This window comes from Maribacter cobaltidurans, from assembly GCF_002269385.1.
Classification (GTDB): domain Bacteria; phylum Bacteroidota; class Bacteroidia; order Flavobacteriales; family Flavobacteriaceae; genus Maribacter; species Maribacter cobaltidurans.
Window position 1 is genome coordinate 3,950,866 of record NZ_CP022957.1, and the last position, 22,393, is coordinate 3,973,258.

Genomic DNA, 22,393 nt, shown 5'->3' on the forward strand with positions numbered 1-22,393 from the left:
GTTTTAATGACATTTGCATTTTATGCAAGATTCTAGAATCCATATCTATTTTATGCCGGGTATGGCGGCAAGCAGTTCCATTTTTGAATTTATCAAGCTTCCCGAAGATGAATTCTGTGTGCATTTTTTGGATTGGTTTATTCCCAAAGGGGGACAATCCCTACAATCCTATGCCAAAGAAATGTCCCAAAGAATTACACATGAAAACCCAGTACTTTTAGGAGTGTCCTTAGGAGGAATATTGGTGCAGGAAATCGCAAAGTACATGCCTGTAAAGAAGGTAATAATTGTGTCCAGTGTAAAACTGAAAAAGGAATTGCCTAAAAAGATGTTGTTCGCACGTTATACAAAAATCCACAAGCTATTGCCTACTGGTCTTGTGAACAATGTTGAACTCTTGGCCAAATATGCCTTTGGTGAAACCGTAGTGAAAAGATTGGAACTTTATGAAAAATACCTTTCTATAAGGGACAAACGATATATTGATTGGTGTATTGATCAAATGGTAAACTGGAGGCAAACGGAATACCCCAAAGGCCTTATACATATTCATGGGGATAAAGATGCTGTTTTTCCAATAGCCAATATTAGTGATTGTAAAATAGTAAAAAATGGCACACATACTATGATTATCCATCGGGCAAAATGGTTTAATGAGCACCTGCCCACAATTATTTTGGATTAACCTAGTTCTATTAATACCTTTGATTACACATAAACGGTTTTTACATATGAAACTCTTAAAGAATATTTTGATGTTTTGCGGTGTCCTTTTTATTGTGGGCACCTTGATTTTTGCAACTACATCTACGGAATTGGTTGGCACAAACAGTAAAAATGCCATTGCCAATGATACTATTGAAAAGAACGTTGCTGCAGAGTATCGTATCTCATCCATTGATATTCCTTCTGATTTAAATTTTGCCGGCGAAGTGGTCCCACAAGAGGACCCTGAAATAATGGAGCGTGTAGACCGTGAGTTTTTAGTAAATACATACTGGCAGTCCAATGCGTTGTTGTTAATGAAAAGGGCCCATAAATACTTTCCCATTATAGAACCGATTTTGGCAAAAAATGGTATTCCAGATGATTTTAAATATTTGGCGGTTGCCGAAAGCGGATTGACAAACGTGGTTTCGCCTGCTGGGGCTACAGGATTTTGGCAAATTATGAGGGAAACCGGACGCGAATATGGTTTGGAAGTCAACTCCAATGTAGATGAAAGATACCATTTGGAAAAATCAACCGAAGTTGCCTGTAAATATCTTAACAAGTGGAAGGAAAAATATGGAAGTTGGTCCTTAACTGCTGCAGCATACAATGCAGGTCCTGGATCCATCAATAAATACATGGGCATTCAACAGGTTGACAATTATTGGGATTTGCTTCTAGGTGATGAAACTGGGAGATATGTCTTCAGAATTTTGGCCATTAAAGAAATTTTATCAAATCCGGAGAAATATGGATTCCACTTAGACAAGGAGGATTATTACACCGCTGTACCGACCTTTACCGTTGAAATCGATGAACCGGTTTCTAGCTTTGCCGATTTTGCTCAAGAGTATGAAATCAACTATAAGATTTTAAAGCGACATAATCCGTGGCTACGTGAGCCGCACTTGAATAATAGCTCGCGCAAGAAGTATGCTATAGAAATACCGAATAAAGGATATTATAAAGAAACATCGAAATAGGAGAGATAGATTAAAATTAGATTTTCTTCATTTGCTGCTGCATCATTCTTATCTGCTCCGTCAGCATATTGTTTTTGTCTAATTTTTTTGCTTCGTTCAACAACATAGTAGCTTCTCTCTTTCTTCGTTTCTGCATGGATATTCCGGCCAAACTCAACTTGGCCATGGCCACATCATAATCCATCGTCAATCCCAGCTTAAGAGCTTTTCGAAAGTACTTTTCGGCCTGTGTAAGGTTGGTCTGTGAATATATGATACCATGTAGATAATTGTAGTACCCCTGTTGTTTGGTAATCAAGGCACTTTTTGGATTCTTTATTTTGGAGAGCCATTTTTCGGTTCCGGCTAAATCCTGTTTTCTCATCCTAAGAAAGGCCAGCAGGATAATTTCATTTCTAAAATATAGAAAGACGAAGATTAGGGACAAAAGGATTAGAAATATACCGTTGCCAATATTGCCCTCAATAAATTGATATACGGCATATGCTATAATTAAACCTGCAATGACTAGTTTTATGTTTTTGTTGAACATGGTTGAAAATTGATTTGTATAAGACCGGTTTTAATTATAAAAGCTTATTTTCCAAAAGATAGAAACCGGTAGAAATTGATTCGGGCAAAATTAGCGAAAACCTAGCTTTTGGAAAGAATGTAATTTGTAAAATATTTTTTTGTTACTACTTGCCAAAGAAAAAACTCTTTGTATATTTGCACCCGGTTTTACCGATGCATTAAACGGTACTTCAAAAAAGACATTCATTTAGATTTAAAATATAGGCGATGAGCAAGAGAACATTTCAACCATCTAAGAGAAAGAGAAAAAACAAACACGGTTTCCGTGAGCGTATGGCTTCCGTTAATGGAAGAAAAGTTCTTGCTAGAAGAAGGGCAAAAGGTAGAAAAAAACTAACTGTTTCCTCTGAGCCACGTCATAAAAAGTAATGACTTGTAGATAACTTTTAAAAAAAGGTGCTGCTTCTTTAAGTTCAGCACCTTTTTTTTGACCTAATTTTGAAATTTTAGATAACGAGAAACTATTATTGGAATGCCTAAAAGAAAAGATTTAAATTCAATTTTGATTATTGGTTCCGGACCTATTATTATAGGTCAGGCTTGTGAATTCGATTATGCAGGAAGTCAGTCCCTAAGATCTCTGAGGGAGGATGGAATAGAAACTATTTTGATCAATAGTAACCCGGCAACTATTATGACGGATCCTTCCATGGCCGATCATGTGTATTTGAAGCCACTAACCACAAAATCGATTGTTGAAATCTTAAAGGCGCATCCGCAAATAGATGCCGTGCTTCCAACCATGGGAGGGCAAACGGCGTTGAACCTTTGTATAGAAGCGGACAAAAAAGGTATCTGGGAAGATTTTGGTGTAGAATTGATTGGTGTGGACATCGATGCTATCAATATTACGGAAGACCGGGAAAAATTCCGAGAGCTGATGTTGAAAATAGGTATCGGCATGGCTCCCCAGGCAACTGCAACTTCCTTTTTAAAAGGAAAGGAAATTGCTCAGGAATTTGGATTTCCATTGGTCATTAGGGCTTCCTATACTTTAGGAGGTGCAGGGGCTTCCATAGTTTATAAACCTGAGGATTTTGACGCCTTATTAAGTCATGGTCTGGAAATTTCACCAATCCATGAGGTGATGATCGATAAGGCGTTGATGGGCTGGAAGGAATACGAATTGGAGCTTTTACGCGACAAGAACGACAACGTAGTAATTATCTGTACCATTGAAAACATGGATCCCATGGGTATCCATACCGGGGATTCCATTACCGTTGCACCTGCAATGACACTTTCGGACAGGACCTTCCAAAGAATGCGGGATATGGCCATTAAGATGATGCGAAGTATCGGTGATTTTGAAGGAGGATGTAATGTCCAGTTCGCGGTAAGTCCGGATGAGAAGGAAGATATTATTGCCATCGAAATAAACCCTAGGGTTTCAAGATCTTCGGCCTTGGCTTCCAAGGCAACAGGATACCCCATCGCAAAGGTAGCTACCAAACTGGCTATTGGCTATAGTTTGAACGAATTGGAAAATCAAATAACAAAATCCACTTCGGCATTGTTCGAACCTACCTTGGATTATGTTATCGTAAAAATTCCAAGATGGAACTTTGATAAGTTTGAAGGGTCTGACCGCACGTTAGGGCTTCAGATGAAATCGGTTGGTGAGGTCATGGGCATAGGCCGTTCCTTTCAAGAAGCCCTACATAAAGCCACTCAGTCTTTGGAGATCAAACGAAATGGTTTGGGTGCCGATGGTAAAGGATATAAAAATTACGATCAGATCATAAGTAAATTAACCATTCCAAGCTGGGACAGGGTCTTTGTTATCTATGATGCCATACAAATGGGGATTCCTTTGAGCAGGATTCACGAGATTACCAAAATAGACATGTGGTTCCTGAAACAATATGAGGAATTGTACCAGTTAGAAAAGGAAATTTCCAAATATACCATTGCAACCTTATCCAAGGAATTGTTATTGGAAGCCAAGCAAAAAGGCTTTGCCGATAGGCAAATTGCGCACATGCTGGATTGTTATGAAAGTGAGGTGTACAATAAGCGGACGGAACTGAATGTAAACCGGGTATATAAGTTAGTGGATACCTGTGCAGCAGAGTTTAAGGCCATGACACCCTATTACTATTCTACCTTTGAGGAAGAGATTGAAAAGCCGGACGGAACCCGATACGTGGAGAACGATAGCGTGGTAACCGATAGAAAGAAGATTGTAGTATTGGGCTCTGGCCCCAACCGTATTGGGCAGGGAATTGAGTTCGATTACTGCTGTGTTCATGGGGTATTAGCCGCTGCCGAATGTGGCTATGAAACCATTATGATCAACTGTAACCCGGAAACGGTTTCTACAGATTTTGATACAGCGGACAAACTTTATTTTGAGCCGGTATTTTGGGAACATATCTATGATATCATCAGACATGAGAATCCAGAAGGTGTTATAGTTCAATTAGGAGGACAGACCGCTTTGAAATTGGCCGAAAAATTATCCAAATACGGAATCAAGATTTTGGGAACAAGTTTCGAATCCTTGGATTTGGCCGAGGATAGGGGAAGTTTCTCAGATCTTTTAAAGGCAAATGATATTCCTTATCCAAAGTTTGGTGTGGCAGAGACTGCTGATGAGGCCTTAGCACTTGCGGACGAATTGGATTTTCCCTTATTGGTAAGACCTTCTTATGTGTTGGGCGGACAGGGGATGAAAATCGTTATCAACAAAGAGGAATTGGAAGAACACGTAGTAGACCTGTTAAGAAAAATCCCTAACAACAAACTGTTATTGGACCACTATTTGGATGGAGCTATTGAAGCAGAGGCCGATGCCATTTGTGATGGGAAGGATGTGTATATCATCGGTATCATGGAGCATATTGAACCTTGCGGAATTCACTCTGGGGATTCCAATGCTACCTTACCGCCATTCAACCTTGGCGAGTTTGTAATGCAGCAGATCAAGGACCATACCAAGAAGATTGCTTTGGCCCTGAATACAGTTGGTCTTATAAACATACAATTTGCTATCAAGGACGATATCGTCTATATTATCGAGGCCAATCCACGTGCTTCTAGAACGGTACCATTTATAGCAAAAGCGTATAAGGAACCCTATGTGAATTATGCGACCAAAGTGATGTTGGGGGAGAAGAAAATCAAGGATTTTGACTTTAAGCCACACTTGGAAGGTTACGCCATTAAGCAACCTGTGTTCTCCTTCAATAAATTCCCGAATGTAAACAAGAACTTGGGACCTGAAATGAAAAGTACCGGGGAAAGTATCCTATTTATTGATAGCTTAAAGGATGACGAGTTCTACAATCTTTACGCACGTAGAAAAATGTATTTAAGTAAATAGAAAAACCTTTCTATAAAAAGTAAAAAGCACCCGAATAGGGTGCTTTTTTGTTTGATATTAATTAAACCAAACCGCATACTTTTTACGCCTAAGTTCCAAGGCCAAAGCACGTTCCATTTTCAAGGCTTCCTCCCTTGTGGCCAAAGGTTGTATATGATTATATAAGCTACCCCGAAGATATAGTCCGTACTTTTTAACAATACTCGAGGAAAGATTATGTCCTTTTTTACTCAACGTACCATTTTTATGTTGCTCAAAACGTTCTTTTGGCGTTTTGCTTGTCATACCCACGTAAAGGCATTCCAGCACTCCGTTAAACTGAGGGTTGGCTTCTCGGAACTTTCTGTTTTCCGTAAATACCTTTTTATGGAGTTCAATTACGTAAATGCTATAAGGCATATTTGATATGGCGAATTACTCCTTCTCCCATTCCGTATGGAAAATACCTTCCCTGTCCAATCGCTCGTAGGTGTGCGACCCAAAATAATCCCGCTGCGCCTGTATAAGGTTCAAAGGCAACCTACTAGAAGTATAAGCATCAAAATATGTTAAAGAATTGGAAAGTCCTGGCAATGGAATCCCGTTTTTGGCTCCAAAAGCCACTAATTCACGAGCTGAATCCACCGTGCCCTGTACCTTTTTTACAAAAGTGGGGGACAACAATAGGTTGGGTAATGAATCATCGGCTCTAAAAGCTTCGGTAATATCGGCCAAAAGACCGGCCCTAATGATACATCCTGCCCGCCAAATTTTCGCGATTTCGGCAATATCCAATTCATAGCCATATTCCCTTGAGGCATCGGCGAGCTGATGTAGACCTTGTGCATAGGTCATAATAAAGGAAAAATACAGGGCCTCTTCCGTCATTTTCTCCAATGGGCCCTTGTTCATATGTTTTACTGTAGGGCGGTCATAAAGTTCATCGGCCTTTATACGCTCTTCCTTCAATGCAGATATTTCCCGCATACTTACCGCTACATCAATTGTTGGGACAGGAATACCCAAATCCATGGCGTTCTGGCTGGTCCATTTTCCCGTTCCTTTTTGCTTGGCCTTATCCAAGATTTTATCCACCAATCGACCATCACCCAAGTCATCCTCCTGTTCAAAAATTTCTGAGGTTATTTCCACCAAGAAAGACTGTAATCTTCCCGCGTTCCATTTGTGAAACGTAGCATGTAGCTCATCATTGGTATAGTCTCCGCCTTTTTTTAAGACGTCATATATTTCGGAGGTCAATTGCATCAACCCATATTCAATACCGTTGTGCACCATTTTTACGTAGTTTCCTGCCGATTTTGGCCCTAAATAGGTCACACAGGGTTCTCCTTGATATTTGGCGGCAACGGCCTCAAAAATAGGTTTTACATGCTGATAAGCCTCCTTGTTTCCACCGGGCATGATACTTGGTCCCCTTCGGGCTCCTTTGGCACCTCCGGAAACGCCGGCTCCAAAAAAGTTAATCCCTTTTTTGGACAAATAGGACTCCCTACGATCGGTATCGGTATAAAAGGAGTTTCCCCCGTCAATAATCAGGTCGCCTTCATCCAAGTTGGGCAAAAGGCTTTCTATTACGATGTCCACCACTTTACCGGCGGGTACCAATAACATTATTTTTCTAGGCTTGGATAAAGCTTCCAAAAACACTTTGTTATCCGTGGATGCATTTACTTTGGAGGTATCACCACCTTCCTTGATCAGGGCGTCCACCTTTTCCTTATCCAAATCATTACCAAAAGCGGTAAATCCGTTATCGGCAACATTCAGGATAAAATTGCGTCCCATTACACCCAGTCCCACTAGTCCAAAGTCATATTTCTTATCCATATAAAAGCGATTTTCTAATTATTGTATCGGTGAGCCCCAAAAATAAATGAAAATATCCACAATACTTCTTAAGTTATTGCAAACTCATTGGTAGTGGACTTACTTTTCGATACTTTTAAACTATCAAATTTGAAACATGAAGAATACAGAAAATCAAATGCTGGTTATTTTTGGAGCTTCCGGTGACTTGACAGCACGAAAACTAGTGCCCGCATTATATAACCTATATGAATCTGGTCATTTACCCAAAAACTTTGTGGTATTGGGAGCGAGTAGAAGTGATTTATCTGATGAGGATTTTCGTAAAAAGGTTGTTCTTGAAAGCAAGTATTTGACGGATAAGATAAAGGATAAAAATAGGGATGGAATCCAAAAGTTTGCCGAAATGTTTTTCTATGAAGATTTGGGCAAGGATTACGATGTGGATTATACCCCATTGAGAAAAAGGGTTGGCGACCTTAACGATGAAAAGGGGACCGAAGGGAATATTATGTATTACCTGTCCACACCACCAACTTTGTATGAAACCATAGCCAAAAACTTGGCAGATGCCGGTCTCAGTACCCAAAACAATGGTTGGAAGCGCCTGATTGTTGAGAAACCGTTTGGGTATAGCCTTGAAACAGCAAAAGCTCTTAACAAAGGCCTACAACAGCACTTTTCAGAATCCCAGATTTATAGAATAGACCATTATTTGGGCAAGGAGACCGTTCAAAACTTGTTGGTTACCCGTTTTGCCAACAGTATTTTCGAGCCTTTATGGAACAGGAATTATATAGATCATATAGAGATTACCAATGCCGAAAGCGTAGGTGTGGAAAAACGAGGCGGATATTATGATAAGTCCGGAGCTTTGCGGGATATGTTCCAAAACCATTTATTACAAATCGTATCCCTTATTGTAATGGAACCACCCATTGGTGATGGGGCAGAGGAGATACGAAATGAAAAGGTCAAGGCACTAAAATCGCTGCGTGTCATGAAAGATGAAAAGACCCTGCATGATCATACTATTAGGGCCCAGTATATGGCCTCTGAAATAAATGGGGAAAAAGTAAAGGGTTACCGGGAGGAAGAAGGGGTAGACCCAGAGTCTACAACGGAAACCTATGCGGCCATCAAATTTTTTGTGGACAATTGGAGATGGAAAGATGTTCCCTTTTATGTTAGAACGGCGAAAAGAATGCCTACTAAAGTGACAGAAGTGGTCATTCACTTCAAAACCCCACACCACCAAATATTTAAAGAATCAGGTATTCATAGTAAGGATAATAAATTGATTATCAGGATTCAACCTGATGAAGGAATCCTTATCAAATTCGGTGTAAAAGTACCTGGTCAAGGGTTTAAAGTAGAACGGGCCAATTTGGATTTTTACTATTCCAGCTTAGTGGAAACCCGTGTTATGGAAGCTTATGAAAGGCTCTTGTTGGATGCTATGCAAGGTGATGCCACATTATATGCCAGGGCTGATGAGGTAGAAGCTGCATGGGAATTCGTAGATCCAATTTTGGACTATTGGCAGAAGGGAAAGGACGTTCGTATGTACGGCTACCCTTCTGGAACCTGGGGGCCGACGAATGCTGATGATTTAATAGAGGGTATTGGGTTTTGGAGAAATCCGGGTGAAAACCTTACGGACGACGAGAATTATTGTGTGCTTTGCTAAGCAATTCATTTTGAATATTTATGATGGAATTAAGGATATACAAAGATAAAAAGGAAGTCGCGGTTCAATTCTCCAAATACTTGGTTGCGTTTATTGAAAAAAGAGAAGAGGTGCATATTGCATTATCCGGGGGAAGTACACCTAAAATAGTTTTTGATGAATTGGCCGATGATTACGCAGAAGATATTGATTGGAAAAAAGTACATCTTTATTGGGGCGATGAACGATGCGTGCCACCAGAGGATGACGAAAGCAATTATAAGATGACCGTGGAACATCTACTATCCAAAATAAATATTCCGGAAGGTAATGTACATCGGGTAAGGGGAGAGGATGAACCTTCAAAAGAAGCGGCACGATATGCTGAAGTTTTGGAAAAACGGCTACCCCAGGCCAATGACATTCCCCAATTTGATTTGGTATTATTGGGTATGGGGGATGATGGGCATACCGCTTCCATTTTTCCACATGAAATCCATTTATGGGATTCCGATAAACTTTGTGAAGTTGCCATTCACCCTGAGTCCGGTCAACATAGGGTTACTATTACGGGAGAAGTAATTAACAATGCGCAAGAAGTAGCTTTTTTGGTTACGGGAGCAAGTAAATCCGAGAAGGTGAGGATAATTACCCAAAATGAAAAAGACAGTGAAGTGTATCCAGCATCCTTGGTACATCCAGAATCAGGAAAATTAGTATGGTTTTTAGACCAAGAGGCGGCATCGGAGATTTCCTAGAATTTTAGGTCAACCATACAGTTTTCATTCTCCAGTTCGTGTATGTACTGCTCTGGGTCAAATTTATACGATTCAAATTTGGTGTCCCGTTGCCGTGCTTCCAATTTTCGATATTTGCTTCGGGCAAAACGGCGAATACCTTGTTTGTCCGTCACCAATAAACCTGGTACAGGAACACTTTTGCCGTTTTCATCTTTGGCTACCATGGTAAAATAGGAGGAATTGCAGTGCTTTTTTTCTCCTGTGGTAATATTTTCTGAATCAACACGGACTCCAACTACCATGGAGGTTTTCCCTGTATAATTTATAGAGGCTCTCAGGGTTACCAATTCGCCAACATCTATGGGATTTAAAAAATCGACACGATTTACGGAAGCGGTAACGCAATAGCGCTGTGAATGTTTGGAGGCACATGCAAATGCAATCTGGTCCATTAAGTTTAAAATATGGCCTCCATGGACCTTTCCTCCAAAATTGGAGTGGGAGGGTAGCATAAGTTCCGTTATGGAAACTTGGGAGTCCTTTACACCTTTGTATTGTTTCATCAGTTTCTAAAATGTGGGGATTGTTCTTGCTCTACCTGCGTAATAAAATATTTGGTGTCTCCCAACCAGAAAAATGTGGCATAGCGTTCCGTATAATTTACCTTGACATACTGTCCTTGGTAATCTTTAAGTTTCTGTATGACGTCCTCATCCTTGTCCAATACGGAAAATGAGAAGATTTGGGCTCCGGAAATCCCTTGGCTGATTTCGCCTTCCCAGGTTTTTACCAAAACGCCTTTTTTACTTATTTTGATCAACTCTCCCGATCTAACCCCTTCGCTATAGGGTACGTAGTAGATAAAAGCATAGACCAGGGCAAACACAACCAAGCAACCGCCTAGAAATAAGAACAATATTCGCTTCATTTTTCTTTAATTATAGTTTTATTTTAGGTTCTTCCTCTTCCTCAAAATCATCTTCCTTGGCACGTTTAAGAATGGGCTCTGGAAGGGATTTTTTGGCCTTGGCTCCCATTTTTTTTAATTTTTCGATACTGGTAATAATATTTCCGCGACCCTCGAACAATTTGTTCATTGCGCCTTTGTATTCCGTTTTGGCATCGTCCATTTTTTTGCCCACTTTGGTCAAATCAGATACAAATCCTTCAAACTTGTCATAAAGTGCACCTGCTTGCTTCGCAATCTCTATGGCGTTACGTTGCTGTTTTTCATTGTTCCACATACTGTCTATAGTCCGTAAAGTAGCCAAGAGGGTGGAGGGTGTAACGATTACAATATTTTGTTCAAATGCCTTGTTGTACAAGGTATTATCGTTGTTTATCGCAATGGCAAAAGCAGGTTCTATGGGTACGAACATGAGTACAAAATCAGGACTTTCCATTTCGTACAGATCCTCATATTTCTTGGCCGATAACTGGTCTACATGCCTACGGAGCGAGTTGATATGGTCTTTTAAGAATTTTTCTCGAAACTCCTCTTCTGCATTCACATAGCGTTCATAATCCGTAAGTGACACCTTGGAATCCACGATCATTTTCTTGCCGTCGGGCAGGTTTATGATGACATCGGGCAAGACACGTGATCCGTCTTCTCGGGTAAAGCTTTGTTGTACCGTGTATTCCCGATCTTTTTCCAGGCCGGATTTTTCCAATACGCGCTCCAAGACCAATTCCCCCCAATTCCCCTGCATTTTGCTGTCGCCTTTTAGGGCTTTGGTAAGGTTTTCCGCTTCTTGAGTTATTTTTAAATTTTGGGTCTGTAGATTCAGTAATTGCTCTTTTAAAGCCGAATGTATGCTAATGTTCTCTTTTTGACTTTCCTCCACCTTCTTTTCGAACAACTGTATCTTTTCGTTTAACGGGGTTAGGATGTTTTTTATATTCCTTTCGTTGCGCTCCGTGAACTTCAAACTTTTCTCTTCCAGAATTTTATTCGCCAGATTTTCGAATTCCTTGGTAAATTTTTCCTGAAGTTTTTCCACCTCCTCCTTTTGTTCCCTGTTTTTGGCTTGTAGGTTTTCCAAATCCGCTTGATATCGAACAATTTGATGGCCCAACTGTTCCTTTTCGGAACGGAGTTCCTCCCGCTCGTTTTCCAGAGTAAGGTTCCTGTTTTCCAGTTGATTTTTCAAGAGATCCAACTGTCTATTTTCCTCTTCGAGCGTACTCTGGCTGGATTTCGTTTTTAGGTTCTGGATGTAATTTCCTAAAACAAAGCCTATGGCCAATCCAAGTATGGAGATAATGATATAAAGTAGTGTCTCGTTCATGTTATTTAATACTCAAGTAAAGATACACGTTACTTCTGAATACAGAAAGTACCCGTAGTGGCATCAAAGCGGATTGTATCTAATGGAAACAAGCGTTCAAAAGCTTTGTTTTCAATAAGTTTGCAAGGTTCGTCAAAGGGATTTTTATCACCCTCTAAAATTAAGATTTTATCACATAATTGAATAGCTATCTCTATTTCATGGCTAGTGAATAGCACGGTTTTTTTTGTTTGATGCGCAATCGATTTTAGAAGTTTGAGTATCTGTACCTTATGAAAAAGATCTAGATGCGTGGTAGGCTCATCCAATAATATAATGTCCGTATCTTGGGCCAACGCCCTGGCAATCATGACCCGTTGCAATTGTCCATCACTTAACTCATAACATTTCGTGTCGGCCAAGTGGTTCAATTCTAGCATACTAATAGCTTCGGATATTTTTTTGATGTCCATTTCCCCAAGACTGCCCATCCAATTGGTATAGGGCTGCCTACCCAAGGCAATGAGTTCCTTTACCGTCATGTTTTTGGAGGCTATGGGTTCGGTAAGTACAAGGCTCAGCCGTTTGGCCAAATTGTTCATGCTCATTTGCGAAATCAATGTGCCATCAATTCTAATGGTTCCGCCCAATGCCGGCTGTAAATGGCCGATAGTTCTTAACAATGTAGATTTACCGATACCGTTGACACCCACAATTGCGGCACATTCCCCTCTTTTTACCGCAAATGAAATAGCACTGCATACCTTTTTATTTTCATACCCTATGGTAAGATTATCGATTTCAAGAATGGTATGTTCCTTTTCGGGGTTTGTAATATCCATAGGTTAAAAAATCATCTTTCTTTTTCGCATTAAAAGCCATATAACTACGGGAGCCCCAATAAGGCTAGTTATGGCGTTGATAGGCAGGACTTCTGCTTGCCCTGGTAATTGGGCCACAATATCGCACAACAAAAGGGTGATGCTTCCATACATCAATACCGCAGGAACCAAAATTTTATGGTCGGTGGTATTGAATATTTGTCGGGTTAGGTGGGGCACGGCCAAACCAATAAACGCTATAGGTCCGGCAAAAGCCGTTATGCTTCCGGCTAAAATCCCGGTCGCTATAATTATTAAAAAACGTGATTTTTTAAGGTGAATACCCAAACTTTGAGCATAGTGCTCTCCCAACAGATATCCATTCAGGGGCTTAATGGAAAAAATACTTATCCCAATTCCAACCAGAATCGCTATGCCCAAAATCCCCAGTTGATTCCATGACAAATCTCCAAGACTTCCAAAAGTCCAATAAACATACTGTTGTAGTTTTTCGGCGTTGGTAAAATACGACAGAACACTTACCACTGCAGCCGTAATACTTCCAAACATCAAACCGATAATAAGCAGGGCCATGGTATCCTTAATTTTGGTCGCCACGCCAATGACAAGGAACAAAACAAGAAAACTTCCCATGCTGGATGCTAATGCCAAGGAAACGTCGGTCACCATGCTTGCCGATAAAATTCCGGAGAACAATGAAAGCCCCATAATCAAAATCGCAGCTCCCAAACTCGCCCCGGAACTTATGCCCAGTACGAATGGACCCGCTAAAGGGTTTCTGAATAGGGTCTGCATCAACAGCCCGCTTAGGGCTAAACCAGCACCAGACATAATAGCTGTAAAGGCTTTGGGAATCCGATAATTCCAAATAATGTAGGTCAAGGATTTGTTTTGGATTTCAGCTCCAAAAATGGCTTTTAAGGTATCTGTAAATGAAATGGAAACCGACCCTAGACTAATATTGAGTAATAGGCAGCCACAAAGAGCAACCATTAGGATTCCAAATCGTAAAGTGTATGTTCCTTTAGGTCTCAATTATTCCAGGGGCTTAAAGAAGTGAGGGTCGTAATCCAGTAGTAAGTTAGGGTGAAAAATATGGATTAGGTCTTGCAGCACCCAATCTGGACGTTGTGGTGCCAATTCATAATATAAGAGACCGCCAGATTCACCTTTTTTGCTCGCATAGGTAAATATATTCCGATTTTTAAAGGCATCAAATTGTTTGTAATGTTCACTAGCATTGCCCAGACCTTTATAGGAGGTAAACTGGGAAGGAGCAATCCAATATTCTGCATTTTTGCCCTTTTGAAGTACGCTTTCCCAGCTTAACGAAAGGCTTCCGGATTCCTGGGTTTCTGCCCACATATAATGGGCATTGGCATCTTTAATAAATTGTGCGGCCCAGCTTTTGCCCCCGGGAAGGTACCAAACATCCTTGTACATGGCCCCACTAATTACAGTAGGGGATGTGGGGGCTTGGGCAGCAATTTCCTTGGCATTATTGTAATTAAGGACAATTTCGGAAAATAGGTTTTCCGCCTCTTTTTCTTTATTGAAAAAAGGAGCAAAGAACTTGATCCATTCAGCCTTGCCCAAGGGGGTTTCCTCGGTCCAATCACCATTGTATACAACAGGGATACGGGAGCGTTCTAGGGTGTTATATGCTTTGTTCTGGGCATTTATGCTGAAACCAACTACTAGTTCTGGCTGCAATGCTATGACCATTTCCGTATTAAGGGTTTCATTGCTTCCCAATTCTTTTATTTGTCCTTCTTCAATTCGGTTTCTGGCAGCTTTGGAGGATATGTATTTTGTTTCTGGAAAACCCACAAGCTTATCCAGTATCCCCAGCCCTTCCAGAGCTGGAATATGCGTGGTCGAAGTAACTACCACACTTTCTACCGGGGTACCAATGATGGCGTCATATGCATTTCTATCGAGTGTAACGGCCGGTAATTTATCTTTTGGCACAAGAGCGTAGGTATAGGCAGATTTGGCATTGGGCCAGGGAGAGGTAATTTTAACTAGGGTAATGTCCGGTCCGGATTTCTCTATTGTAAATCCTTTTGCATATTCAATTTTTCCAGTTTTGGAATGGGATACAGGGAAAGACTCTTTTTTATTGGTCTTGCAACCAAAAAAACAAAGAAAAAGAACTATGTAGAAAAAAGACTTCGAGAACTTCAAGCGTAGTTTGGTTTTGATGTTCATAATTTTCTGCAAGGTAACAAAAGTCACATTCTATTTGTGGACAAGACCATAACTTTGGTCAAAATGCAAATTATGAGAGGAGGTTCAAACACTGTAATATATATCGTTGCTGGCATTATTCTTCTTCATTTTATCGTTGGATTTGTTTGGTTGATGGTAAAAATGTCTAAGAAAAGGAAGGATTAACAGGAAATTAATTTTATTTTCGCACCCGAATTTTGGTTCAATACAACTGCTTTTAAGTCGTATTGATTAAAAGGGAATCCGGTGAAAATCCGGAGCTGTTCCCGCAACTGTAAGCTAAGCCGATTCGTCGGTACCTATCGTACACTTCTAAAACCACTGTCCAAATAGCGCTATAAGGACGGGAAGGTCCACGATAGGATGCAAGTCAGGAGACCTGCCAAATTCAAACAACTATTGTTAAACTTTCGGGATAAAGGTTTACGTATGGTGACAGACATACTATTCGCTCGAACAAGAGATTAAAAAATGTACAAAAATTTGGTAAACTTTGGTGCCATGGCCTTGCTATGCACTAATGCGATTGCCCAAGAGGGGCAATCTTTAGACTCCGTCAAGGACGAAAAACAGGATTCTTTTCAACTTCAGCAATTGGATGAAGTGATAGTGAGTGACTCCCGTTTTTCCTTAAAACGAGAAAACTCAGGAAAAACAGTCATTAAAATTTCAGCAAAAGAACTGGAAAGAAATCAAGGCCGTACCCTGGCCGAAATTATTAACACGAAAAGTGGGCTCGAAATCAATGGTAGCCGAAGTTATGCGGGGCAAAATATTTCCGTGTTCGCTCGGGGAGGTAACAATCGTCAAGTTTTGGTGATCATAGACGGTATTCAAGTTTCGGATCCTTCAAATGTAAATGCAGAGTATGATCTACGTTTGTTGAACATTGCCCAGATCGAGACCATTGAGATTATAAAAGGGGCTTCCAGTACACTGTATGGTAATTCTGCCGCGACCGCAGTAATCAATATTATCACAAAAAAAGCGAAAGCTGACGGTTTGGCTTTGGAAGCTATTTCCAATTGGGGAACGAACCAGTCCCAAGATGACCAAAACTATTCTATATCGGATATTTCCAATAATGTTACCGTTACGGGAAAAAAGAATGGCCTTACCTTTTTGGCCTCTGGGGGAAATCAGTTTACGGACGGTCTTTCAGCGGCCATTGGTGAAGAGGAGGATGCATTTTCCAGAATTGACGGGAACCTGAAGTTAGGCTATAAATTTTCCAAACGATTTAATATGGAAGCCTTGGCCTTTTATAACAAATTGAATTCCGATTATGATAACGGCTTTCCAATTTCCGATGCTGATTTTCATTTTAAAAGTGAACAATCCCGTTTTGGCCTTACCAATACGTATTCCTATAAAAACGGGTCGGTACACCTTAATACCGCTTTTAACCAGATAACCAGGGATTTTCTTTCAAACGCTCCAAGCTTCTATGATTCTGAATCCTTTGTATTGGATGTTTTCAATAAGTATGCAATCAACGAGACTATTTATACTATTGTAGGTCTAAACGTTGTAAACGGAAGGACTTTATTTACCGAAACAAGGGATGCCAACAATGTAGATCCTTACCTCAATTTTGTTTATGTGAGCGATTTTGGACTTAACATAAATGCAGGATCCCGTTGGAACAACCATAGCGAATATGGTAGCAACTGGATTTATAATTTTAATCCGTCCTATAGGATTAAGGTCAATAAGGGATACCTGAAATTGTTCGGTTCCTATGCTATTTCCTATGTAGCTCCCAATCTTTCACAGCTTTATGGTCCATTTGGGGCAAATCCAGATTTGCAACCGGAAGAAGATACAACTGTGGAAGGCGGTCTGGAGTTTCAATTTTCAGATAGGTTAAGGTTCAGTGCGGTCTATTTTGATAGAAAGGAAGAAAATAGAATAAATTATGTAACCATTGACCCCGATACTTTTGAAAGCCAATATAGAAACATTAGCGATGAGGTTACACTTTCAGGAGTTGAGGTGGAACTCAGGGCTATTCCAATCGATAATTTTGAGCTTACCGCAAACTATACCTTTACGGATTCCAAAAGTGGATTGGCCTTGCGAATTCCAAAGAACAAGGTAAATGCGGGAATTTCATATCTGTTAAAAGAGACATCTTATTTTTCTTTAAGCTACCAATATGTTTCTGAGCGGTTGGATACCGATTTTAATACATTTTCCAATGTGGATTTAGACTCTTTTGGACTATTGAATTTTTACTTTAAACAAGATATATGCGATCAATTCAGCATTTTTGCTTCGGTAGACAACTTGTTGAATGAAGATTACGTTGAGATATTGAACTACACGACCAAAGGAAGAAACTTTAGGTTGGGTATGCGTTTAAGACTTTAGGAGTAAAAAAAGGCGACCAGATAGGTCGCCTTTTTTATAATGTTATATTTTATTGGAGTGATAGCTCCATATCGTATACGGTATCGTCTATCATTTTATCCTTAAATGGACCAAACATTTTAGAACTTGAAAGAATCTCGATAGGATTTTCAACCGTAAAACTTCTTTTTCCCGTTACACCTGTAATTTCTTGTATGGCCCTGGCCAATAAAGGTTCATTTAAATCCCCTAAAATTCCAAGATTACCGTAATCTTCCTTCAATGTGATATCAGGAACCAATCCGTCCGTGTATTCATAAAATCCGTCTGCATTTTCATTTCTTCCCAACAAAGGCTGTATGGCCCATTGGTTATTTGACTTTATTTTGTTGACTCTTGTGGGTGTATATAGATAGGAATTTTCCCTATCGTCCACAAGTGTGGTGGAAAATTCGTTTTTTCCACGGGTAACATCCCCAATTTGAATTACATCTATATAGGGTTCCAGACTATTAATAAGCAGTTCACTTGCTGATGCGGAACTTCCCGTAGTTAATACGTACAGCTTAGTCAAACCCAATGGGTCTATGGTATTGCTACCGACTCTATCCGTAAAATATACTTCTAATTGGCTTTCCGTTAACTGGTCCTGTATTTTATCGTTATACCGCTTTTTAAGGAATAAATTATCCGTGTTGGTATCATAGATCATACTGGCCAAAGCACGTGTGGTATTTACGGACCCACCGGGATTGTAACGTAAATCCACTATCAACTCTGTTATACCCAAGTTTTTTAGTCCCAAAATAGCCTCATAGAGGTCATCATCGTACTCGTTCGTGAATTGATTGTACATCAAATATCCAATAGTAATACCATTGATTTCAAATGATTTAGAGATAAAAACTGGATTTTCCGCAAGTGCTGCCTCCTTGGTAAGGCTCACCTCCCTGTCATTTTGTACCACGTCCCCGTTGGAAAAGTCTGCCATGTTCAAAACATATGTATTGTTTTCGCCGAACAATAAATCCACATAATTATTTATGGTCAGGGTAACTCCGTTGACACCTGTAAACAGGTCTCCACGTTCAATATCTTTAGTCGCCGCATCGGAGTTGGGAATAATGTACCTTACATATCCAAACACTTCCGTGCTATTCGCTTTTTGGACCAAACCGAATTCAAGACCGTTACTCCTGGAAATACCTGCCAAAGAGTTGGTCAATTCCCTATAATCTGAATTATAGAAGCTAAATCTATCTTGGATATACAATAATTTATTATCAAAGAAAGCACCAGGGTCTTCTTCTGATTGCAAAAACTCCGTGTAGCTTTCAGAATCCGTAAAACGGTCATCTGCCAAATCTTTTACGTCGGATTGCCAGAAATACCAGAAATTCATCGCCTTCCACATAAAATCCTGTACAGGTACGTTGGCTGAGGGTAGCGGGGCTATTGTTTTTGGTACAGATAATTCCTCGTCCTTGGAACAGGAAACAACTACCAATGCTAATGTAAGGGCTAATATTTTTCTCATAGTAGGTATAACTTGTAACGTCTAAATTTATTTTATTAGATCGTAGCGTGTAATTTCCCTGAAAGGTTTCATTCTATTTGAACTTGTTATAGTTTTTATTTGGTAGTTATCAGGTATGTCAATTTGTAATGATTTCGCACTGATACCTGTAATTTGCTCTATGGCCAAATCCAATAGTGGCTCTCCTGGCTCCCCTAATTGCCCAAGGTTGCCCAGACTTTCATTTAAGGGAAAATCGGGCTCAAGCCCATTGGTGAATTCACCGAAGCCGTCTGCATTCACGTTGGTGCCTACTAACGGCTGCATAGCATATTTATGTCTTGGGTTTGAATTTTCAACCGTGTTAAATTCCCCCCCGAGTACTATGTAAGGAACAGGAAAAGGCGGCTGGCCTGTTTGTTCTATAGCTTGTACTGGATTATCCACTAAAGTAACAGAAAACTCATTTTTTCCTCTTGTAACTCCTCCAACATGAAATACGTCAATGTAGGGACTTAGACTATTTATTGTCAGTTCACTGGCAGAAGCGCTATCATCTGTGGCGATAATATAAACGGAATTGAGGTTTAGGCTATTTATAGGATCACCATCAATAGCATCCACAAAATTATTGTCCTGCCCCAAATATGGCTGCCATTTTGCGTTCCATTGCTCCCTCGAAAAAAGTTCACCATTAAATTGCCCGGTAATCATACTGGACAATCTAGTTGCAGATAGCACAGAACCACCTAAGTTATATCTTAAGTCCAGGATAAGTTCTGTAACACCACTATTTTTTAACTCTGCAAAAGCGGTATTTAAATCATTGTCAAAATTAGCAGTGAAGCTGTTGTACATGACATACCCAATCTTGGTTCCATTTATTTCCAAAATCTTTGAAATATGAATGGGATTTTCGATAATCTCCGTTTTTATAAGTTCAATGTTTACTCCGTTGGACACAAGACCACTTTCGGTAAGTTCTGCAAAGTTTAGAGTAAAAACATCCGGATTTAACAGGTCCAAATTACTGGATACAATATTTCCTTCTTCATCTGTTTCGGCAATAAGTTCTACTCCATTGACGGCATAAAATATATCTCCTCTCTTTATATTTTTATCCGCTCCATCGGAACCATTTATTACGTATCTTACCACTCCTACTACTTTATTTCCTCCCTCCGGAGGTCTAGTAAGTACATATTCAACACCGTTGGTGGTATAGACACCAGCGAAGGCATTGAAAAGAATATCATAATCATCAACAATTACACTGAATCTATCCTTTGGGGACTGGAGGGTTTGAAAAAGTCCTCTAGGAGTTTGGAAACCATTTAAAAAAGTATAATAATCGTTAGTTGTGGCAAATCGGTCATCCCCTAACTCCAAAACTTCATCCTGCCATAAGTACCAGCTGTTTAAGGCACTCCATACAAAATCATTTACCTCACTCTTAAGCTGTACGTCTTCTTCAACGATTTCCTCCTGTTCTTCTTCCACAATTGGGGTGTCGTCATTCTTGTTGCAGGATTGGGTGATGGTTCCAATAAAAAGGAATAAAAGCAAATATTTTTTCATAGCTAATTTTTAATCATCCCCTCTACAATTACCATACCAACCATTGAAATACAGGGGATGTAGGTTTTTCTTTTAGTTACGTAATAAACTAATATTTAGATGTTAAATTTACTTACACCGAATTGAATAAAAAATTAATTGTAACAAAATTCGTTGAATATCGTCTTCCTTATATAAACCCCTAATAAGGTTTCAACAACTAAACCAGAAATGAATCAAGCTGAATTTTTAAATGTGGTATTGCCCTTTAAGGATAAGTTGTACCGATTGGCCAAACGGCTTTTGGTTTCCAACGAAGAGGCCGAGGATGCTACTCAAGAGATTTTGCTGAAATTATGGTCCAAGAAAAAGGCGATGGAATCTTATAATAATGTAGAAGCATTTGCCATGACCATGACCAAGAACTTTTGCCTGGACCGATTAAAATCCAAACAGGCGAGCAATTTAAAATTGGTCCACAGTAATTATGGGGATGAAGGGAGTTCATCCCTTCAAAAACAAGTGGAGGCCAAGGACAGCATCGATTGGGTAGAAAAAATAATGGATGAACTGCCGGAACAACAAAAAATGGTTCTGCAATTGCGTGATGTGGAACAGTATGAATATGAGGAAATAGAAGAGCTTTTGGGAATGAAGCCCACCGCCATTCGTGTGGCACTTTCCAGAGCGAGAAAAACAGTTAGAGAAAAATTAATGCAAAAACATAGTTATGGAATTGGATAAAATTGAAAAATTACTGGAAAAGTATTTTGATGCGACCACCACGGTTGCAGAAGAAGAAATACTAAGGGAATATTTTTCAAATGAAAATATACCGGCTCATCTTGAACAATATGCTCCTATGTTTCAATACTTTTCCTTTGCCAAGGAGGAACGTTTTACGAAACAACTTCCTTTAAAAACCAGAAATACTTTTTATAAATGGGCATCTGTTGCGGCCGTGGCTGTATTTATGATAGGATTTTATTTTTACGATCCAAGTCCCGAGCCCGTTTCTTTGGCGGATCAATATACTGAAGAGGAGATTGCATCTGCACAGGAAGCCTTGGCCTTATTGGCAATGAACTTTAACAAGGGTACAGAACAGTTGTACCACTTGGAAGAATTTGAAAGGAATACCAATAAATTTTTGACAAAGGAATAGAAACACTCAAATTGAACCGAAATTTTAACCCTTTAGGTTTTAAGTCTTAATTAAAAAATGATAAAACAAAAAAATATGAAAAAGCTATTAATTATATGTGTCATGGCCCTAGCGCCCTTTGTATCCAAAGCACAGGATATTTTTGACAAGTACGAGGACAACGATAAGGTAACTTTTGTGGCCATGCAGCCCAAAATGTTCCAAATGTTAGGAAAAATGAGTGTGAACTCAGATGATCCGGAAGCCAAGGAGTTCTTTGAATTGGTAAATTCCATTACCAGCTTTAAAGTTATCACTACCGATGATGCTTCAATATCCAAGGACGTGAACAGTTGGGTATCCAATAGATTAAAAAGTTCTTCTTTTGAAGAATTAATGAGGGTAAGGGACGGTGATAGCAATGTGAAGTTCTATGTAAAGGAAGGAAAAGACGACGACCACGTAAAGGAGCTATTGATGTTCGTTACCGGAATTAAAGAAATGGATATAGACATCAACGGTAGAAAATTGGAAACAGTTTTACTTTCTCTTACGGGAGACATTAATTTAAGATCGGTCTCAAAACTTACCGATAAAATGGACTTACCAGGTGGAGATCAACTTGGTAAGGCAAGCAAAAAAAGTAATTAATTAAAAATCAATAATTCATCAT

At 39.7% G+C, this 22,393-nt stretch carries 21 protein-coding genes and 1 riboswitch; of the genes, 10 read left to right on the forward strand and 11 right to left on the reverse strand.

Going from position 1 to position 22,393, the window contains the following annotated elements; translation table 11 throughout:
* The first annotated feature begins 22 nt into the window (after positions 1-22).
* Both CJ263_RS17640 and CJ263_RS17645 read left to right on the forward strand, forming a co-directional pair.
* On the forward strand, positions 23-685 hold the full coding sequence (locus CJ263_RS17640) for an alpha/beta hydrolase (RefSeq protein WP_094998479.1): 663 nt from the start codon (positions 23-25) through the stop codon (positions 683-685).
* 46 nt (positions 686-731) lie between these two features.
* On the forward strand, positions 732-1,694 hold the full coding sequence (locus tag CJ263_RS17645) for a lytic transglycosylase domain-containing protein (protein WP_094998480.1): 963 nt from the start codon (positions 732-734) through the stop codon (positions 1,692-1,694).
* A gap of 16 nt (positions 1,695-1,710) precedes the next feature.
* Here the strand turns inward: CJ263_RS17645 and CJ263_RS17650 are convergent, their stop codons facing one another.
* On the reverse strand, positions 1,711-2,226 hold the full coding sequence (locus tag CJ263_RS17650) for a hypothetical protein (RefSeq protein ID WP_094998481.1): 516 nt from the start codon (positions 2,224-2,226) through the stop codon (positions 1,711-1,713).
* Positions 2,227-2,474: 248 nt separating this feature from the next.
* Here CJ263_RS17650 and rpmH point away from each other — a divergent pair, with 248 nt between their 5' ends.
* Positions 2,475-2,636: a 50S ribosomal protein L34 gene (rpmH, locus tag CJ263_RS17655; protein WP_084696363.1), complete on the forward strand. Its 162-nt coding sequence runs from the start codon at positions 2,475-2,477 to the stop codon at positions 2,634-2,636.
* A 103-nt stretch (positions 2,637-2,739) separates the two neighbouring features.
* The gene (carB, locus tag CJ263_RS17660) at positions 2,740-5,592 is read left to right on the forward strand and encodes a carbamoyl-phosphate synthase large subunit (protein WP_094998482.1); all 2,853 of its coding nucleotides are present in this window, start codon (positions 2,740-2,742) and stop codon (positions 5,590-5,592) included.
* A gap of 57 nt (positions 5,593-5,649) precedes the next feature.
* On the opposite strand, the gene CJ263_RS17665 is transcribed toward carB, so the two are convergent.
* Both CJ263_RS17665 and gndA read right to left on the reverse strand, forming a co-directional pair.
* Positions 5,650-5,991 carry a GIY-YIG nuclease family protein gene (locus CJ263_RS17665; RefSeq protein WP_094998483.1) on the reverse strand — a complete coding sequence of 114 codons (342 nt, stop codon included), beginning with the start codon at positions 5,989-5,991 and terminating at the stop codon, positions 5,650-5,652.
* Between the two features lie 15 nt (positions 5,992-6,006).
* Positions 6,007-7,419 carry an NADP-dependent phosphogluconate dehydrogenase gene (gndA, locus tag CJ263_RS17670; protein WP_094998484.1) on the reverse strand — a complete coding sequence of 471 codons (1,413 nt, stop codon included), beginning with the start codon at positions 7,417-7,419 and terminating at the stop codon, positions 6,007-6,009.
* A 136-nt stretch (positions 7,420-7,555) separates the two neighbouring features.
* Here gndA and zwf point away from each other — a divergent pair, with 136 nt between their 5' ends.
* Entirely contained in the window at positions 7,556-9,088 is a 1,533-nt protein-coding gene (zwf, locus tag CJ263_RS17675) for a glucose-6-phosphate dehydrogenase (protein WP_094998485.1), read from the forward strand.
* Between the two features lie 23 nt (positions 9,089-9,111).
* Complete coding sequence (gene pgl, locus CJ263_RS17680; RefSeq protein WP_094999297.1) at positions 9,112-9,825, forward strand: 6-phosphogluconolactonase; 714 nt, start codon at positions 9,112-9,114, stop codon at positions 9,823-9,825.
* On the opposite strand, the gene CJ263_RS17685 is transcribed toward pgl, so the two are convergent.
* Genes CJ263_RS17685 through CJ263_RS17710 form a run of 6 tightly spaced genes read right to left on the reverse strand, consistent with a single transcriptional unit; the run spans position 9,822 to position 15,130 of the window.
* The gene (locus CJ263_RS17685) at positions 9,822-10,370 is read right to left on the reverse strand and encodes an acyl-CoA thioesterase (RefSeq protein ID WP_188669459.1); all 549 of its coding nucleotides are present in this window, start codon (positions 10,368-10,370) and stop codon (positions 9,822-9,824) included. The two genes, pgl and CJ263_RS17685, sit on opposite strands and share 4 nt — an antisense overlap.
* Entirely contained in the window at positions 10,370-10,735 is a 366-nt protein-coding gene (locus tag CJ263_RS17690; protein WP_094998487.1) for a 6-phosphogluconate dehydrogenase, read from the reverse strand. The genes CJ263_RS17685 and CJ263_RS17690 overlap by 1 nt, the downstream gene beginning before the upstream one ends.
* 10 nt (positions 10,736-10,745) lie before the next feature.
* Entirely contained in the window at positions 10,746-12,098 is a 1,353-nt protein-coding gene (rmuC, locus tag CJ263_RS17695) for a DNA recombination protein RmuC (RefSeq protein WP_094998488.1), read from the reverse strand.
* A gap of 29 nt (positions 12,099-12,127) precedes the next feature.
* Entirely contained in the window at positions 12,128-12,919 is a 792-nt protein-coding gene (locus CJ263_RS17700; protein ID WP_094998489.1) for an ABC transporter ATP-binding protein, read from the reverse strand.
* 3 nt (positions 12,920-12,922) lie between these two features.
* On the reverse strand, positions 12,923-13,954 hold the full coding sequence (locus CJ263_RS17705) for a FecCD family ABC transporter permease (RefSeq protein WP_373288323.1): 1,032 nt from the start codon (positions 13,952-13,954) through the stop codon (positions 12,923-12,925).
* Positions 13,955-15,130 carry an ABC transporter substrate-binding protein gene (locus CJ263_RS17710; protein WP_094998491.1) on the reverse strand — a complete coding sequence of 392 codons (1,176 nt, stop codon included), beginning with the start codon at positions 15,128-15,130 and terminating at the stop codon, positions 13,955-13,957.
* A 202-nt stretch (positions 15,131-15,332) separates the two neighbouring features.
* Positions 15,333-15,552: riboswitch (cobalamin riboswitch) on the forward strand.
* 70 nt (positions 15,553-15,622) lie between these two features.
* On the opposite strand from CJ263_RS17710, the gene CJ263_RS17715 reads away from it, so the two are divergent.
* On the forward strand, positions 15,623-17,524 hold the full coding sequence (locus tag CJ263_RS17715) for a TonB-dependent receptor plug domain-containing protein (RefSeq protein WP_094998492.1): 1,902 nt from the start codon (positions 15,623-15,625) through the stop codon (positions 17,522-17,524).
* 49 nt (positions 17,525-17,573) lie between these two features.
* Here the strand turns inward: CJ263_RS17715 and CJ263_RS17720 are convergent, their stop codons facing one another.
* Both CJ263_RS17720 and CJ263_RS17725 read right to left on the reverse strand, forming a co-directional pair.
* Positions 17,574-19,040, reverse strand: coding sequence for a S41 family peptidase (locus tag CJ263_RS17720; RefSeq protein WP_094998493.1), 1,467 nt, complete (start codon positions 19,038-19,040; stop codon positions 17,574-17,576).
* A 27-nt stretch (positions 19,041-19,067) separates the two neighbouring features.
* The gene (locus tag CJ263_RS17725; RefSeq protein ID WP_094998494.1) at positions 19,068-20,597 is read right to left on the reverse strand and encodes a S41 family peptidase; all 1,530 of its coding nucleotides are present in this window, start codon (positions 20,595-20,597) and stop codon (positions 19,068-19,070) included.
* Positions 20,598-20,807: 210 nt separating this feature from the next.
* On the opposite strand from CJ263_RS17725, the gene CJ263_RS17730 reads away from it, so the two are divergent.
* From CJ263_RS17730 to CJ263_RS17740, 3 genes are all read left to right on the forward strand, one after another.
* Positions 20,808-21,320 carry an RNA polymerase sigma factor gene (locus CJ263_RS17730; protein WP_094998495.1) on the forward strand — a complete coding sequence of 171 codons (513 nt, stop codon included), beginning with the start codon at positions 20,808-20,810 and terminating at the stop codon, positions 21,318-21,320.
* Positions 21,307-21,741, forward strand: a complete 435-nt coding sequence (locus CJ263_RS17735) for a hypothetical protein (protein WP_094998496.1) — start codon at positions 21,307-21,309, stop codon at positions 21,739-21,741. The genes CJ263_RS17730 and CJ263_RS17735 overlap by 14 nt, the downstream gene beginning before the upstream one ends.
* A gap of 75 nt (positions 21,742-21,816) precedes the next feature.
* A complete protein-coding gene (locus CJ263_RS17740) occupies positions 21,817-22,371 on the forward strand; it encodes a DUF4252 domain-containing protein (RefSeq protein WP_094999298.1) in 555 nt (184 codons plus the stop codon).
* The last annotated feature ends 22 nt before the right edge of the window (positions 22,372-22,393 follow it).

Coding starts and splice junctions, on each gene's coding strand:
- CJ263_RS17720 (WP_094998493.1), bottom strand. CDS start 19,040: ATGAGAAAAATATTAGCCCTTACATTAGCATTGGTAGTTGTTTCCTGT.
- CJ263_RS17740 (WP_094999298.1), top strand. CDS start 21,817: ATGAAAAAGCTATTAATTATATGTGTCATGGCCCTAGCGCCCTTTGTA.
- CJ263_RS17730 (WP_094998495.1), top strand. CDS start 20,808: ATGAATCAAGCTGAATTTTTAAATGTGGTATTGCCCTTTAAGGATAAG.
- rpmH (WP_084696363.1), top strand. CDS start 2,475: ATGAGCAAGAGAACATTTCAACCATCTAAGAGAAAGAGAAAAAACAAA.
- CJ263_RS17700 (WP_094998489.1), bottom strand. CDS start 12,919: ATGGATATTACAAACCCCGAAAAGGAACATACCATTCTTGAAATCGAT.
- CJ263_RS17650 (WP_094998481.1), bottom strand. CDS start 2,226: ATGTTCAACAAAAACATAAAACTAGTCATTGCAGGTTTAATTATAGCA.
- rmuC (WP_094998488.1), bottom strand. CDS start 12,098: ATGAACGAGACACTACTTTATATCATTATCTCCATACTTGGATTGGCC.
- CJ263_RS17645 (WP_094998480.1), top strand. CDS start 732: ATGAAACTCTTAAAGAATATTTTGATGTTTTGCGGTGTCCTTTTTATT.
- CJ263_RS17690 (WP_094998487.1), bottom strand. CDS start 10,735: ATGAAGCGAATATTGTTCTTATTTCTAGGCGGTTGCTTGGTTGTGTTT.
- carB (WP_094998482.1), top strand. CDS start 2,740: ATGCCTAAAAGAAAAGATTTAAATTCAATTTTGATTATTGGTTCCGGA.
- CJ263_RS17665 (WP_094998483.1), bottom strand. CDS start 5,991: ATGCCTTATAGCATTTACGTAATTGAACTCCATAAAAAGGTATTTACG.
- CJ263_RS17710 (WP_094998491.1), bottom strand. CDS start 15,130: ATGAACATCAAAACCAAACTACGCTTGAAGTTCTCGAAGTCTTTTTTC.
- pgl (WP_094999297.1), top strand. CDS start 9,112: ATGGAATTAAGGATATACAAAGATAAAAAGGAAGTCGCGGTTCAATTC.
- CJ263_RS17685 (WP_188669459.1), bottom strand. CDS start 10,370: ATGAAACAATACAAAGGTGTAAAGGACTCCCAAGTTTCCATAACGGAA.
- CJ263_RS17735 (WP_094998496.1), top strand. CDS start 21,307: ATGGAATTGGATAAAATTGAAAAATTACTGGAAAAGTATTTTGATGCG.
- zwf (WP_094998485.1), top strand. CDS start 7,556: ATGAAGAATACAGAAAATCAAATGCTGGTTATTTTTGGAGCTTCCGGT.
- CJ263_RS17715 (WP_094998492.1), top strand. CDS start 15,623: ATGTACAAAAATTTGGTAAACTTTGGTGCCATGGCCTTGCTATGCACT.
- CJ263_RS17725 (WP_094998494.1), bottom strand. CDS start 20,597: ATGAAAAAATATTTGCTTTTATTCCTTTTTATTGGAACCATCACCCAA.
- CJ263_RS17640 (WP_094998479.1), top strand. CDS start 23: ATGCAAGATTCTAGAATCCATATCTATTTTATGCCGGGTATGGCGGCA.
- gndA (WP_094998484.1), bottom strand. CDS start 7,419: ATGGATAAGAAATATGACTTTGGACTAGTGGGACTGGGTGTAATGGGA.